Annotated in this window: 14 protein-coding genes; 8 read left to right on the top strand and 6 right to left on the bottom strand. The window is 52.9% G+C overall.

Annotated features, from left to right (window positions below; all coding sequences use genetic code 11):
* Nucleotides 1-9 precede the first annotated feature (9 nt).
* Entirely contained in the window at nt 10-2,430 is a 2,421-nt protein-coding gene (locus tag SQ11_RS12830; protein WP_041514586.1) for a spermidine synthase, read from the top strand.
* 87 nt (nt 2,431-2,517) lie between these two features.
* Here SQ11_RS12830 and SQ11_RS12825 read toward each other — a convergent pair whose 3' ends face one another.
* Complete coding sequence (locus SQ11_RS12825; RefSeq protein ID WP_041514585.1) at nt 2,518-3,243, bottom strand: glycosyltransferase; 726 nt, start codon at nt 3,241-3,243, stop codon at nt 2,518-2,520.
* A 58-nt stretch (nt 3,244-3,301) separates the two neighbouring features.
* On the opposite strand from SQ11_RS12825, the gene SQ11_RS17335 reads away from it, so the two are divergent.
* The 5 genes from SQ11_RS17335 to SQ11_RS12805 all read left to right on the top strand — a co-directional run bounded on the left by SQ11_RS17335 (nt 3,302) and on the right by SQ11_RS12805 (nt 6,530).
* A complete protein-coding gene (locus tag SQ11_RS17335; protein ID WP_156972503.1) occupies nt 3,302-3,628 on the top strand; it encodes a hypothetical protein in 327 nt (108 codons plus the stop codon).
* Nucleotides 3,629-3,838: 210 nt separating this feature from the next.
* On the top strand, nt 3,839-4,042 hold the full coding sequence (locus tag SQ11_RS12820) for a hypothetical protein (protein ID WP_041514584.1): 204 nt from the start codon (nt 3,839-3,841) through the stop codon (nt 4,040-4,042).
* 138 nt (nt 4,043-4,180) lie between these two features.
* A complete protein-coding gene (locus SQ11_RS17620) occupies nt 4,181-4,366 on the top strand; it encodes a hypothetical protein (protein ID WP_198140878.1) in 186 nt (61 codons plus the stop codon).
* Between the two features lie 602 nt (nt 4,367-4,968).
* Entirely contained in the window at nt 4,969-5,409 is a 441-nt protein-coding gene (locus tag SQ11_RS12810; protein ID WP_041514582.1) for a PEP-CTERM sorting domain-containing protein, read from the top strand.
* 620 nt (nt 5,410-6,029) lie between these two features.
* Nucleotides 6,030-6,530 (top strand): hypothetical protein, encoded by a 501-nt coding sequence (locus tag SQ11_RS12805; protein ID WP_041514581.1) that lies wholly within the window; start codon nt 6,030-6,032, stop codon nt 6,528-6,530.
* 32 nt (nt 6,531-6,562) lie between these two features.
* On the opposite strand, the gene SQ11_RS12800 is transcribed toward SQ11_RS12805, so the two are convergent.
* A complete protein-coding gene (locus SQ11_RS12800) occupies nt 6,563-6,820 on the bottom strand; it encodes a hypothetical protein (RefSeq protein WP_156972502.1) in 258 nt (85 codons plus the stop codon).
* 148 nt (nt 6,821-6,968) lie between these two features.
* Between SQ11_RS12800 and SQ11_RS12795 the strand changes: the two genes are divergently transcribed.
* Entirely contained in the window at nt 6,969-7,313 is a 345-nt protein-coding gene (locus tag SQ11_RS12795; protein WP_041514579.1) for a hypothetical protein, read from the top strand.
* A gap of 46 nt (nt 7,314-7,359) precedes the next feature.
* Here the strand turns inward: SQ11_RS12795 and uvrB are convergent, their stop codons facing one another.
* Nucleotides 7,360-9,441, bottom strand: a complete 2,082-nt coding sequence (gene uvrB / locus SQ11_RS12790) for an excinuclease ABC subunit UvrB (RefSeq protein ID WP_041514578.1) — start codon at nt 9,439-9,441, stop codon at nt 7,360-7,362.
* Between the two features lie 88 nt (nt 9,442-9,529).
* Between uvrB and SQ11_RS12785 the strand changes: the two genes are divergently transcribed.
* Complete coding sequence (locus SQ11_RS12785) at nt 9,530-10,723, top strand: pyridoxal phosphate-dependent aminotransferase (protein ID WP_041514736.1); 1,194 nt, start codon at nt 9,530-9,532, stop codon at nt 10,721-10,723.
* 41 nt (nt 10,724-10,764) lie between these two features.
* Here the strand turns inward: SQ11_RS12785 and SQ11_RS12780 are convergent, their stop codons facing one another.
* From SQ11_RS12780 to SQ11_RS12770, 3 genes are all read right to left on the bottom strand, one after another.
* Nucleotides 10,765-12,114 carry an alkaline phosphatase family protein gene (locus tag SQ11_RS12780; protein ID WP_052494232.1) on the bottom strand — a complete coding sequence of 450 codons (1,350 nt, stop codon included), beginning with the start codon at nt 12,112-12,114 and terminating at the stop codon, nt 10,765-10,767.
* Nucleotides 12,115-12,117: 3 nt separating this feature from the next.
* Nucleotides 12,118-12,759, bottom strand: coding sequence for a hypothetical protein (locus SQ11_RS12775; protein ID WP_041514577.1), 642 nt, complete (start codon nt 12,757-12,759; stop codon nt 12,118-12,120).
* 111 nt (nt 12,760-12,870) lie between these two features.
* The gene (locus SQ11_RS12770) at nt 12,871-13,962 is read right to left on the bottom strand and encodes a hypothetical protein (protein WP_156972501.1); all 1,092 of its coding nucleotides are present in this window, start codon (nt 13,960-13,962) and stop codon (nt 12,871-12,873) included.
* Nucleotides 13,963-14,109 lie beyond the last annotated feature (147 nt).

Raw genomic sequence — 14,109 nt, 5'->3', positions numbered from 1 at the left:
AACCCCGGCATGCCGGTGCTGAAGCCGCCGTTTTTTGCCATTGGCCTGCTCTCCAGCTGCCTGCTGGCGTATGAGGTGCTGCTGACGCGCCTGTTCAGCATCGTGCTGTGGCACCACTTCGCCTACATGATCATCAGCGCGGCCATGCTGGGCTTTGGGGCAAGCGGTACAGCGCTCGCCTTGCTGAAGGAAAAAATTGCACCTCACATCGGCGCCGTATATCTCATCGCCGCCACGAGCACGGCTTTCTTGATGCCCTTGGCGTTTCTGCTCGCGCAACAAGTTCCCTTCAATCCACTCGAACTGCTGTGGGATGGAACCCAGCCGGCCAAGCTGCTCGCCATTTATCTGCTGATGATGCTGCCCTTCTTTTTCGGGGGGCTGTGCATGGGTCTGGTCTTGTGGCACTTCGGCGGCAACGCGGGGCGCATCTATGCATTTGACATTCTGGGCGCAGGAGCGGGCAGCCTGGGCGTCATTGGCCTGCTCTATGTCATGCCGCCTCACAAAGTGCTGATTGTCCTGACGGCGCTGAGCCTGGCGGCTGCCGCCGTCGCTGTCATCGAGCTGGAGATGCGGCCGAAATGGATGGCGAAGGTTTTTTTTGGACTGGCTTTAATAGTGGCAGCGATGCCACCCGGCAACTGGATGCTAACGCATCCCTCCACCTACAAGGATTTGAGCCAGACCTTGAATATCACCGGGATGCGGGTAATCGAGGAACGATCTAGCCCGCTGGGGCAGATTACGGTAGTGGAAAGCAGCCGCATTCCCTTCCGTCATGCGCCGGGGATGAGCCTCAACGCCATGGATGAACCACCGCCGCAACTGGCGGTGTTCGTGGACGGAAACGGCCCGGCCGTGATCACGCGATTTGACGGCACGCTCGCACCGCTGGCCTATCTGGACCAACTTACCTCGGCGCTGCCTTATCATGTGCTGAATGAGCCGCACAGCCGGCCACACGTGCTGGTGCTGGGGGCAGGGGCGGGCGGTGATGTATTGCAGGCGCTTTACCACGGCGCCGGCAAGATCGACGCGGTGGAGCTTGATCGCAACATCATCGATCTGGTGCAGCGCCGCTTTAGTGGTTTCGCCGGAAACCTCTATGCCCGGCCTGAAGTACATACGTATGAAGGTGAGGCACGCGGCTTCGTCAACACCCATGATGACCGTTATGATCTCATTCAGGTGGCGTTGCTGGATTCATTTGGTGTCGCCTCCGCCGGGCTATATGGTCTGAGCGAAAGCTATCTCTATACGGTCGAGGCATTGCAGACCTACCTCAACCGTCTGACTCCCGGCGGCATGCTGGCTGTCACCCGCTGGCTCAGCCTGCCGCCGCGCGATTCCCTGAAACTGTTTGCAACAGCCGTGGCCGCGTTGGAGCGGGCGGGTGTTTCCAACCCTGCCGCGCGGCTGGCAATGATACGTGGCTGGAAGACCGTCACGCTGCTGGTGAAGCACAGCGATTTCACATCCGGCGAAATCGCGGCAATCAAGGAATTCAGCCGCGCGCGTTCTTTCGACGTGGCTTACTATCCCGGGATGCGCGCTGACGAGGCGAATCGTTATAACTTGCTGGCGCAGCCCTATTTCTACGAAGGAGCGGTTGCGCTGCTGGGCACGGAACGGCAGGCATTCCTCGACCGGTACAAATTCTCCATCGAACCGGCGACGGACGATCGGCCTTATTTTTTCCACTTCTTCAAGTGGAACGCCGCCGCGGAATTATTCGCCTTGCGCGAGCAGGGCGGAATGGCGCTCCTTGACTGGAGCTATCCACTACTGGTGGCGACGCTGCTGCAGGCATTTGTGGCAAGCATCCTTCTTGTCCTGGCGCCCCTTGCAGTATCGAGGCGCCGCCGCGCACTGCCCACGCTGCGGGTGGCGCTGTACTTTCTTGCCATCGGCCTGGCCTTCATGTTCATGGAAATCGCATTCATCCAGAAGTTTGTGCTGTTTCTGGCGCATCCTCTCTATGCGGTGGCGGTCGTGTTGTGCGCATTTCTGGTGTTTGCCGGCGTGGGCAGCTGGCTTGCCGAACGATGGCGGGGAAGGGGAAGCAACCGGAATGTCAGCCTCGCGGTAGTGGCGATAGCCACCCTCTCGGTGATCTACCTTGCCGTTCTGCCGAGCGTGTTTCAAGGGCTCATCCATTTATCCGATCCGGCAAAAATAGCGATTTCCGTGGCGCTGATCGCGCCGCTGGCGGTATGCATGGGAATCCCTTTTCCCACCGGTATGATGCGGCTGGCAAGCACGGCGCAAGATGCCATCCCCTGGGCGTGGGCCATCAATGGCTTCGCCTCGGTGGTGGGAGCTGTCCTCGCTACCTTGCTGGCCATTCACCTGGGTTTTGCTGCGGTGATTCTATTGGCCGTGCTGATCTATGGCCTGGCTGGTGCCGCATTGAAGGGGTTCGCCTGAATCCCTCCGAAAGTTTTATGCGGCAGAAACCCGGAATAAACTTGAAACATTAAAAGATACCGCAGGACGGTCTAGTGAAATCCGGATTTAACGTCGCCCGTCATACCAGATCGGCAACTGTTTTCTATCCTGCAGCGACCGGCGCGGATGCAGGATGACATGCAGGATCTGGCCAGCCATCTCTCGCCCGGAATAGAGCTGCGCCTTGCGCGATGATGTTTCCAGAGGATGTCTGGTGAGGATGGCGAATTGAAGGCCCCGTTGCCGGCCCCACTTCTTAAGTTGCTGGCTCAGGCTTATTTCGTCGGCGGCATAGAGTTCCTGATTGAAACCGCCCACATCACGAAAAGCGTCGCTACGGCATACCACCAATGCGCCCGCCGCCCAGCGAAGCAGAATCGATATGCGTGTCCATAGTTGCAATAGCCAGTGCGCCCACCATGGCAATCCCTGCATTTTTACCGTACTGCCACAACCCACGCTCTTGCCGTCTTCAATCAGCCGCAAGATATCGGCAAGCAATCCGGCATTCAAAATACTGTCGGCATCCACGAACAGCAACCAGTCGCCCGTCGCCACCGCCGCGCCGGCATTGCGCGCGCGGCCGATCTGATTGATCGGCTCAAAAACCACCCGTGCGCCTGTCTGCCTTGCCAGATTGGCCGTGTTGTCGGTGGAGTTGTTATCGACCACGATAATCTCGGACGTAAAACCAGGTTTGTAATTCGCCGTAAGCGATACGGAAATGGATTGCAGGCAGCGTTCAATCAGCCGCTCTTCATTAAAAGCTGGAATGATAATTGAGAGGTGCATGAAAAAATGGGATTCTGGTTTGTAGAGTCAATAGTGTCATTATCCTTGAAATATAATTGTGCGCGAAAAAGACATGCAAGATATTCGCGCACGGAACGAAGTGGAGAAATTTGCAGGAGTTTTATCGGTAGAGGAGGGAACCTTCATAGCGGCAACCAACAACCACGTAACGCACAAGAATCGGGACATTAGAGCTGGCCGCTACTTTCAAGCGGTAACAGCCGCAGTTCCCGCTAAGCCTAAAACACAGCACCTTGGTCAGCCCGGTATTCCTTCCAACTTTCCAAGCAGCATGAGCAAAATGATATTATTGGCTTGCCATCGTCCATCATACCAAACCGATAATTTCTTCTTATCTGCAACGACCGATGCGGGTGCAATATAACGCATAGGATCTGGCCGGCAATCTCCCGGGCGGAGTAGACTTTATCCTTGCGCGGTAACGATAATAAGATTTGTGCGGAAAGACATACATGTAGCCGCACACAGAGCAAGATATTACATATGAATATAAAAGAAGTCAGCCCGGCAATTCTCGTTAACATGTTCTACTTGGCTAATAACTGTTGAACATCAATCTATTTCAGGAGGTTACATGGATGAATTTGAGATCGTACCTTGGCTGATCGGAGTCGCAATTTTCGTCGTCGTGCCATTTTGGAAAATTTTCGCCCGGGCAGGTTTCAAGCCCGTATTTTCATTACTGGCACTAGTTCCTGGAGGTATCCTGGTCCTGCTGTGGGTTGTTGCGTTTGCGAAGTGGCCCGCATATACAAAGACAGAAGAGAAGAGAGAATAATGTATAACATCCCTCTTGATGTAGTTAAGCGAAATACTTTGGCTCTTGCTAAAGCCGCTAAAATTTTGAATATTCCTGTAGTTCTCACCAGTTCACGGGATTAGTGCCTCTCATGAGGGTTACCAAGTACGGGCGGTTATGGACGCATCAGGCTCACCCTATGAGCTTTCTGAAGATATGTCTCGTCGTCGTATGGAAAAAGAAGGGGTAGTGCTTACGGCAACAAACACCCTCATGGCTGAACTTGCTCAAGATTGGAGTCAGCCGGAAGGTAGTAAATTGCGTGACATCCTGTCTCAGGATGTACTCCCTCCAATGACCTAACTATAAATTTCTTTGAAATGTGGAAATTGCTATTGGGCCTCTTAAATTATACATAATTTAACATAATATACATTATGAGCAAATTAACTATTGCGAGATCCTGTCAAATTTAATCGATTCCCATTCACTTCTAGTGTCCGGACTGAAAAAATCGATCGCAAGCGAGGTAATGCGCTTTTATGTGTGGCTCCGTACAGAAGTTAAAGTCGAAGAAGAAGACAATGCACACTGGTATCCGCTTTTTTCTCCCTCTTGTAGTGGATACCACTGGCCCGGCACAGGCCAACTACTCCTTGCCGGGCCTCTTTTACATCCCCCCGCCGCAATCCCGAGCCGTTTTCAGAATCCCAACGGAAAAACTGCACGCTACGAAACATACGAGCAAGCCTATTCCGTCCTGTTTCTTTCCTACTAAACCCCTGATTAGCCTTGCATAAATTGTCGGATACTTTTACGTCCCCTTGAAAAAGCTTCCTATGGAGCTCTATCGTTTCACTTTTTATTAATATATTCATCATCTTATGATGATGGCCCGATTATTGCTTTATAACAATTGTCCTGACGAAAAAAAGAAAGATTCATTTAAAATAGAGGGAATGACGATGCGCGCAACAATGGGGATCATGATATTGATGAGTGTTCTGGCGGGCGGAGCTCAGGCAGCCGAAAAAAACAAGAGCCAGCCGGATCAGGCTCATAATAATGCATTTGGCCAGGAATGGAATCCGACAGAAAAAGCAAATCATCCGTCGAATCATACAAATGGCAATGCCGTTGGCAACACTTGGGCGCCGCGCAAGAATGCGGATCACCCCTCCAATCAAACACATCAGAGGACCTCTGGTAAAGTATGGACTCCGCCGCCGGGCCGTCTTCCTGATTCTATCGCCTCCCAGCTCGCCTTGGACGGCGATCGTCCCAAACATCTGGAACAGATACCCTTGCGATTCAATAATGTAAGTGCGGTGCCCGAACCCGGCAGCCTCTTACTGGTGGGTATCGGTTTGATCGGTCTGCTCGCTGCACGCAACCGCAAAAAATGAGAAGCAGGATCAGGGCTATTACATTGTCCTGATTCCACTTTTCCTGTTAGCTGAATCCTCGGGCTCAGATCCTGTTTACTCCTGTTTGAATCCGCCTTAAGCCAATTTCCGTGATTCAACGTCGCATTCACTCCAGATACGCTCATAAGCGCTGTCTATAGGCTCAGCAGTAAACTTCTTGCTGTCCATCCGATTTTCTTCAAATTTCCGGGCGCTAATAAGTCTCCTGCCCAGTTGGGACATCTTTGCATCCACGCCAATCGCAGTACGGCAGAATGTAGATTTTTATGCCTAAATCGGGAAAGTTATTCACGGGCAATACCCCGCCTTTTATAATTCTTGATCCGATAGTTGACCACTCATTTAATAGCTCGGTATCATGATTGATAATATTTCATATTATTTGACTCTTACCTTGGAAAAGGCGTTGCTACCGGATTTAGGATAATTGACGATGTGAAATGTCGGCAATCTGTAATCAAGCTCTACTGCCGCAAGACTGCCGATGAAGTAGTAAGATTGGGCTATATTTCGGGATACGTTTTTTAGTTATCAGAAACTACCGGCAATGCTCCTTATCGGACCAGAGCCGAATCCATCTCAATAAAAAAGGAGAAGACGTGAAACTTATCATTCCGGCTATCTTCGTGGCGCTGATTACAACCACTACCCAGGCCGAAGAAACAAATCCAATTTATCAAACGCCCGATGCTCAAAGCAAATTCAGGGAGGCGCAACTCCATGTGCAGGAACTGATGAAAGCCGGCCGTTACACGGAAGCATCGAAATTCATGTCCGTCTATCAAACACTGGCCTGTGAAGCTGCGGAGCAAAAAGCGGGACGCAGCACAGAGGAAGGTGCCGCCATCTGTGCCCGTAAAAACAAGGCGGGAGGTATCAATGCCGGACAATCTTCACAACAACCCGACCAACCTGCCATGGAATCATTTCTGGGGCCGGGTATTACCGTAATGCAACGTACCGCACCAGGCTCGTCCTCAGTGCTGGACGGTTCAGCACCCTCCATTTTTGTCTTTGATCCCAGAAGCGTTCCTGGAGCCGGTTCCCAAACTAATTCCCGGAGTGATACCAAGGCCGATCCCTGGACTGGAAAACCTTAGTTTTATGAACCCGGTTGCGGGCGTCCGCAGCCTTAACCCCCTGAGTTAGCTGAAGGAGCCGAGTACTCCTCTAAACAAAGCGCGGCCTCCACGACTTTCCTTGCTTCATCAACGCTCTTTACATGAGAGAGATCCACCGCCGGGTTGGGGTAGCTATGCCAGAATGAAAAACCGGCAGATGTAATCCATAGCAGGCCCCTGACATGCTTTTCTATAAATAGGCCTCTGACGTGTTTCTCTACAAAGACCTCCTGATGATGTTCATCCACTACTTTCCATTCCAATTCCATGATCCAGCCCTCCATGCGCTAATATTGTGAAACCATCCCGATTTTACCAGGAACGCGCTCAGTATTTAACCCGGTACCGATTGAAACTCCGGGGAATTGAGGTGTATCATGCCGTCTGTGAAATTTACCCAATATATCGGAGGCGCTTTTGAAAATATCTTATTTTGTAGTCGCTCTCTCCATCGGAATTGCACTGTCAAGTCCTTTGCACCCTTTGCATGCGGCTGCCGAGAAACCGGGCGACGGTACCGCGGCGGGTATGGCGAGCAACGAAGGCAAGGTCCTTTCCACCCTGGATGCGCCCGGCTATACCTATATGGAATTGGCGACCACCGAGAAACGTTTCTGGATTGCGGCACCTACGACCCGGGTAAAAGTAGGCGATCGTGTGCGTTTTGAACAAAGTCTGGTCATGAAAAATTTCAATAGCAAGACACTGAATCGTACCTTCGACCAGATTATTTTTGTCAATTCTGCAACAATCGTAAAATAATCTATAATTAACTTTAATATTAAAGTTTATGCATATGATTTTTTTATCATTTAAGCGCCCTTCTCTTGAATGGCGCTGTCTTTTCCTGGCTTACTTCAGATTCAGGTTCAACAAACCCCACGAACAGCTTGTTTTTTAGTCTTTTTAACTCATCCCGATAGTGTGCTGCCTGCTCAAATTCAAGGTTCTTTGCGGAATCCAGCATTTGTTTCTCCAGTAGCTTGATTTCTTTTGCGAGTTGCACCTCGCTCATGGAATCGTAACGGGCTTGCGCTTGCGCAGCCTTTAGATGCTGCTGCGCAGTTTCGATGTTATAAACGCCATCGATCAAATCCTTGACACGTTTGTGCACACTTCGGGGCGTGATGCCGTGCTCAAGATTAAACTTGATTTGCTTATTGCGCCGGCGCTCGGTTTCATCCATGGCGCAGCGCATGGAATCGGTAATTTTATCGGCATAAAGAAGTGCGGTGCCGTTGATATGGCGTGCCGCCCGCCCTATCGTCTGGATCAGCGAGCGCTCCGAACGCAGAAATCCTTCCTTGTCGGCATCCAGTATCGCCACCAGCGACACTTCCGGAATATCCAGCCCTTCGCGCAGCAGATTGATACCCACCAGCACGTCAAATTTTCCCAGCCGCAGATCACGAATGATCTCCACCCGCTCCACCGTATCGATGTCGGAATGGAGGTAGCGCACCTTGACGCCATGATCGGAAAAATAATCGGTCAAATCCTCGGCCATGCGCTTGGTCAGTGTCGTCACCAGCACCCGCTCACCCTTGGCGGTACGCAGGCTGACTTCCGACATTAGGTCGTCAACCTGCGTGGTTGCCGGGCGAATTTCAATCTGCGGATCCACCAAGCCTGTGGGACGCACAACCTGCTCCACCACCTGGCCGCTGTGAACACGCTCGAATTCCGCCGGCGTGGCGGAGACAAATACCGTTTGCGGCATCATTTTCCTGAATTCGTCGAACCGCAGCGGGCGGTTATCCAGCGCGGAAGGCAGGCGGAAGCCATATTCCACCAGATTTTCCTTACGGGAACGATCGCCCTTATACATTCCGCCTGTTTGTGGAATGGTCACATGGCTCTCGTCGATCACCATCAGCGTATCGGGCCGCAGATAATCTATAAGCGTGGGCGGTGGCTGGCCCGGTTTTTTCCCCGAAAGATGGCGCGAGTAGTTCTCGATACCTTTACAGAAACCCAGCTCATTGAGCATTTCCAGATCAAAACGGGTACGCTGTTCGATGCGCTGCAGTTCGACCAGCTTATGGTTTTGCTGAAAAAAATCGATGCGCTCCCTCAATTCTTCCTTGATGGTGCCAATGGCGCGCAAGGTCGTGCTCCGGGGTGTTACATAATGGCTGGAGGGATAAACCGTATAACGCGATACTTGTTTCAGCGTGCGTCCGGTGAGCGGATCGAACAGCACCATGCTTTCGACCACATCATCGAACAGCGACACGCGTACCGCGGTTTCGGAGCTTTCCGCCGGAAATATGTCGAGCACGTCGCCCCTCACCCGGAAGGTTCCTCTGCCGAACTCAAACTCATTGCGCTCATACTGCATCTCGATCAGGCGCTGTATGGCTTCGCGCTGAGTAATTTTTTCATTTTCGCGCAGATGCAAAATCATGCCGTGATAATCCACCGGATCGCCGATGCCGTATATGCACGATACGGTGGCGACAATTATGGCGTCATCCCGCTCAAGCAGCGCCTTGGTGGCGGACAGGCGCATTTGCTCGATGTGCTCGTTGATGCTGGAATCCTTCTCGATGAACAGATCGCGCGAAGGAACATAGGCTTCCGGCTGGTAGTAGTCGTAATAGGATACAAAGTACTCGATGGCGTTTTCAGGGAAGAACTCGCGCATTTCGGCATAGAGCTGGGCCGCCAGCGTTTTGTTCGGCGCCATGATGATCGCGGGTCGACCAAGCCGGGCGATTACGTGGGCCATGGTGAAGGTCTTGCCGGAACCCGTCACCCCCAGCAGGGTCTGGAACGCGAGGCCGTCCTCTATCCCTTCCACCAGCTTGTCGATGGCTTCAGGCTGATCGCCTGCGGGCGTAAATGATTGATGCAGCTTGTAAGGGCTATTGGGGAAGGTAACGATCACAGGTATAATATTCGGTTAATTAATTCTTCGGCTCATATCTATCATGCGGGCACAGTCCGCATCGTGCAAGAACACTAAGGACATTATCGTGGAACTCTCAAAGCGCGTTCAGGCCATCAAGCCCTCCCCCACCCTTGCTGTCACCGCCCGGGCCGCCCGGCTCAAGGCGGAAGGCAAGGATATCATTGGACTTGGGGCCGGGGAACCGGATTTCGACACCCCGCAGCATATCAAGGATGCAGCCATTGACGCCATTAATAAAGGTCTGACCAAGTACACGGCGGTAGGCGGCACCCCCGGCCTGAAAAATGCCATCATAACCAAATTCAAGCGTGAAAACGGCTTTGACTATACCGCAAAACAAATTCTGGTTTCGTGCGGCGGCAAACAAAGCTTCTTCAATCTGACGCTCTCCGTCATCGATCCGGACGACGAAGTCATCATTCCAGCACCCTACTGGGTTTCCTATCCCGACATCGTTCTGATTGCCGGGGGCAAGCCGGTGATTGTGGAAGCCGGTATCGAACAGGGCTTCAAAATTACCGCGGCGCAACTGGAAAAAGCCATCACGCCCAAAACCCGGATGTTCGTCATCAATAGCCCCAGTAATCCGTCCGGTGGCGTTTATACATTCGATGAACTTAAAGCGCTGGGCGAAGTTCTGCTGAAATACCCGAATATCCTGATCGCAACCGATGACATGTACGAGCATATCCTGCTTACCGGCGGCAAGTTCGTGAATATCCTCAATGCCTGCCCTGCCCTGTATGACCGCACCTTCGTGCTTAATGGCGTATCCAAGGCCTATGCCATGACTGGCTGGCGCATTGGCTATTGCGGCGGTCCGGCGCATATTATTACTGCCATGGAAAACGTCCAGTCCCAGAGCACTTCCAATCCCGCCTCCATTTCGCAGGCTGCCGCGGAAGTGGCGCTTAATGGCGATCAGTCCTGTATTGTGCCCATGGTGGAAGCATTCAAGGAACGTAATCGGTTCGTAACCAGCGCACTCAATGCCATCCCTGGCGTCAAATGCCTCTTGTCTGAAGGTGCATTTTATGCCTTTGCCGATGTCCGGGAAGCAATCAGCGGATTGCATGCCAAAGGGGTGACTAAGGATTCTACAGATATTGCTTTCAGCGAATATCTGCTCGAACATGGCGGTGTGGCGGTGGTGCCTGGGTCGGCCTTCGGCAGCGAAGGCTATATCCGGCTTTCCTTCGCCACCCACATGGCCAACCTGGAAAACGCGTTACGGCGCATCGCAAAAGCACTTGGTTAGCAGCCTGCCAGCGTCTGGATACGGTTGCATTCCCCGAAATCTTATTCTGGGGGCATATGCACAAGTTCTGGATACTTTTCGACCGCACGCGTGCGATCGTATCTCAATAGTTTCTTCGCCGCCTCGGTAAAAGCCTGCTGACTATCGGTCTGCGGCTCGGTCGACGGCGTCAGCACGACAGAACTTGAAATAATATCCTGTGGCGGGGGCGGGCTATCGGTTCTCGGCTGGGCAAGTGGCTGAGCCAGGACTTGCGACACGCTTTGTATGCCCAATCTTCTACGCCGCTCGACTTCCTCATTATAGTCCGGGGTGCCCGCGAATTTTTCGGACAGCAGCTGCAATATGGAGGTATGGTCCATCGCACCCTTGAATACGGTGCCGGGCGCAATCCAGGGCGATGCGATGAGCGCCGGGACCCGGGGGCCAGTACTCTCGAATCCCGTCGAGAAAAGCGCGCCGGGCGGCACCGGGGTGGAAATCGCCAGCGGCGGAACATGATCGAAGAACCCGCCATGCTCATCATGGATGGTAATCAATAACGTACGATTCCATTTGTCGGTATCCCTGGTCAGCAGCCTGTAGATATCACGCAGAAAATTTTCGCCGGGACCCACAGGCGTGGGCGGATGATTGTCATTGGCGGTCCAGCCAAAATGGACAGGCGAATCGGTGTATTCAGGCTCGATGAATATGACTTTTGGCATTTCCGATACCGGCTCGGACTCGAAATCTCCCGGAAAATGCCTGAAGCTGCGAAAGTTGGGCCCCAGCACTTCATCAAATCGATCAAACAGCGTGAAGAAGGATATTCCGCAGTGATACACGCGCCAACTGACGTTATGATCTTTCAGCCATTCGAAAATGAAGCTACCCTTGATGGTAGGAATAGGGCGAGGTTTCGTATCTTCGATCAGCGAGTAGCCCGTGTAAGCCACCGAACGGTTGGGCTGGGTATCCGTTGGCAGCGGCGCAAACCAGTTGTCGCACACGGCATATTGCGCCGCCAGAAAACGTGACATGGGTGCATCGGCAGGCGAGAGAAAACCCATTGGTGGCGGATCGTTGACCTTGCTTCCGGTGGCACGATAGTATGCCTCCACAAAACCGCTCATCGTAAAGGGAGCACCGGGCGCCCCTAACTGAGCCCCCACGAGAGATCTGCTATGAGGCAGATCATGCAGCAGGGGTCCATCCTTCAACTCGAACGGCTGGTAGCCCTGGCCATCGAGAAAGTTCGTATAGTCCAGATTTGCTTCGGGATCGACCAGACCCGCGACATCTTTTCGGTTGCCGAACCGGGCGATGCTGAGATGACCCAGCATATGGTCGAAAGAACGGTTCTCCAGCATCACGATCACAATGGTCTCAATCTGATCGAGGATCGCCATGGATTATTCCTCGCAAGTCATCTGTGTCTTGATAGTCAGCCTGCGTGCAACCGCCGTGAGTGCGTTATCGCATGCTTCATCCGGGCCGACGGGAGTACGAACTATCCAGGTTCCGATTATAGGCATGTTTTTGAAGCCATCCGTTGCGCCATTTGGTGGAATAGCGACTTCCATGCCATCTTTGCTGATCGATAACGGCCGGGGGTAGTTGTTCGTGATCAATACAGCGCGGACACGTGATGAAGAATCCTTGGCCTGAATCGTAAATGAAGCCGATACCGATGGAGGTTCGCCGCCACATTGGGCAATACCTCCCAGCAGCCTGGAACTCTGATTCGGGAGTACCTGCATATCCCACTCACGTTGAGCATTCTTCAGGACGCCCGGAACCTTGAGTATAAAACGTGTATTTTGCGCGGGCGTAAAGAAGCGTGACCCTTCCTCAGGTACCTCTCCCGCGCCAGCCAGCACCGGAACCGAGTCCAATGTTACATTGTCCGCGGCGCCTGAGGTAAGCCAGTCAACCCTGACTGTTTCGCCGGGGCAAACGGTACTTGGCGCCACCGTAAATGATTTGATTTGGGCGCAACCCACGATCAGGGGTGTCACCAGCAGAGTAATCAATACCGCAAACCGGTCTGGCATTTGCGTTACCTCAAGCTTCTCGGAAAGTGCTCATGACTTATTCCTATCCTTTTGGATGGATGGAATGGATCGAATTGGTAAAAATTAAATTCCTGCGCCGGCTACGACATTTTACCAGTACCCCGGAGGCACCATGTAGAGGCCCGTATCCCATTTCCATTCGCGAACGGGATTTTCGGTCATGGCATTCTTGTCATCCGGCTGCGCCGTCCAGTGGAAATCACAAACGCTCCCGTTGTGTCCTACAAAAGTATGTATGCCGCCATTGGCAACACCAACGAAAAAGGGCGCATTCTCGAGCTTCTCCAGCAGAGCCTCGGTACTGGGGTCCGGTGTGATGTCGCGATAGCCGGAAATAACCGCGTCGCAACGCACACCCATCGATTCCGCGACGGGCGACTTCCACACGCGGGCGCCTGCTTTTGCCATATTGAGCGCGCCAAGCTTCTCGCGCTCACCCGAATCCGAAAGATCTTCGGCAGTTCGCGGCGAGTAGAAAACAGCCGTCCAGCCATCTTTCTGCAATTCCTCGCACAGGATGGTGCCGCGCAGATCGGCATCCTTCACCCTCCTATCGATTTCGGCGAAACGCGCACCCATGCCGGCACCTTCATAGGCCCCCTTGGCATTCTGCATTACCCAGCCAATACATGAGCTCTCCTGAAGGCGGGCAGACTGGCCGGATGCGCTTTCGATAATAACGGACCCCGGCTCGATGGCCTCCATGCGCCAGTTTCCCGCACCCATGGCGTCCAACTGCATTTGCAGGCCTTGGCGGTCCCCTCTCAGGATATTCTCCCGGAAAGACGAATGATCCCCATAGTAGAGGCCAATACCGGTGCTGTCGATGGCGGATCTATGAGCGTTACTATTACTGGTGATACTCCTGTCGCCAAATTCAGCCACTTTTTTCCAATTTCCCGTTCCGCCGCCGGAAGATGCCGTGTTCCCTGCCTCGTCAAACAGCCACTTCGCTATGGACAGGGCCGGCGCATCGGAAATGGTGTTGACGTTTCCATCGTGATCATAATTATCGATGACCTCCCACAATTTCTCGAGATTCTGTGCTGTGCCCGTGATAATGCCATTTGCAGCGATGGTCCTCACGTTCAAGTCAGGATAAGCGCCCTGCAATGCGGCGGCGTCGATGGACTTTCCCTTTAAACGGTCGATAAAGGTGTTGTGGTCGATTTTTGGCATCATGCGGCTCCCGGGATCATGGCAACGAAAAAACGGCCTGGCGGCGAAAAACTGCGCACAGCATACTTCACATATCTACTCTGTAATTAACTGTAGCATCAATTCAGGAAAGTTCAATCCGGATCATTCCGTCACACTACCCAAAAATAG

This window comes from Nitrosospira sp. NpAV (assembly GCF_000832065.1).
GTDB lineage: Bacteria > Pseudomonadota > Gammaproteobacteria > Burkholderiales > Nitrosomonadaceae > Nitrosospira.
This window is presented reverse-complemented; position numbering and strand designations above follow the sequence as displayed.

Excerpts from the sequence above, each read along its gene's own strand:
- SQ11_RS12800 (WP_156972502.1), bottom strand. The coding sequence starts at position 6,820 with ATGGAATTGGAATGGAAAGTAGTGGATGAACATCATCAGGAGGTCTTT.
- SQ11_RS12770 (WP_156972501.1), bottom strand. The coding sequence starts at position 13,962 with ATGATGCCAAAAATCGACCACAACACCTTTATCGACCGTTTAAAGGGA.
- SQ11_RS12775 (WP_041514577.1), bottom strand. The coding sequence starts at position 12,759 with ATGCCAGACCGGTTTGCGGTATTGATTACTCTGCTGGTGACACCCCTG.
- SQ11_RS12825 (WP_041514585.1), bottom strand. The coding sequence starts at position 3,243 with ATGCACCTCTCAATTATCATTCCAGCTTTTAATGAAGAGCGGCTGATT.
- SQ11_RS12820 (WP_041514584.1), top strand. The coding sequence starts at position 3,839 with ATGGATGAATTTGAGATCGTACCTTGGCTGATCGGAGTCGCAATTTTC.
- SQ11_RS17620 (WP_198140878.1), top strand. The coding sequence starts at position 4,181 with ATGGACGCATCAGGCTCACCCTATGAGCTTTCTGAAGATATGTCTCGT.
- SQ11_RS12780 (WP_052494232.1), bottom strand. The coding sequence starts at position 12,114 with ATGGCGATCCTCGATCAGATTGAGACCATTGTGATCGTGATGCTGGAG.
- SQ11_RS12810 (WP_041514582.1), top strand. The coding sequence starts at position 4,969 with ATGCGCGCAACAATGGGGATCATGATATTGATGAGTGTTCTGGCGGGC.
- SQ11_RS12830 (WP_041514586.1), top strand. The coding sequence starts at position 10 with ATGCCGGTGCTGAAGCCGCCGTTTTTTGCCATTGGCCTGCTCTCCAGC.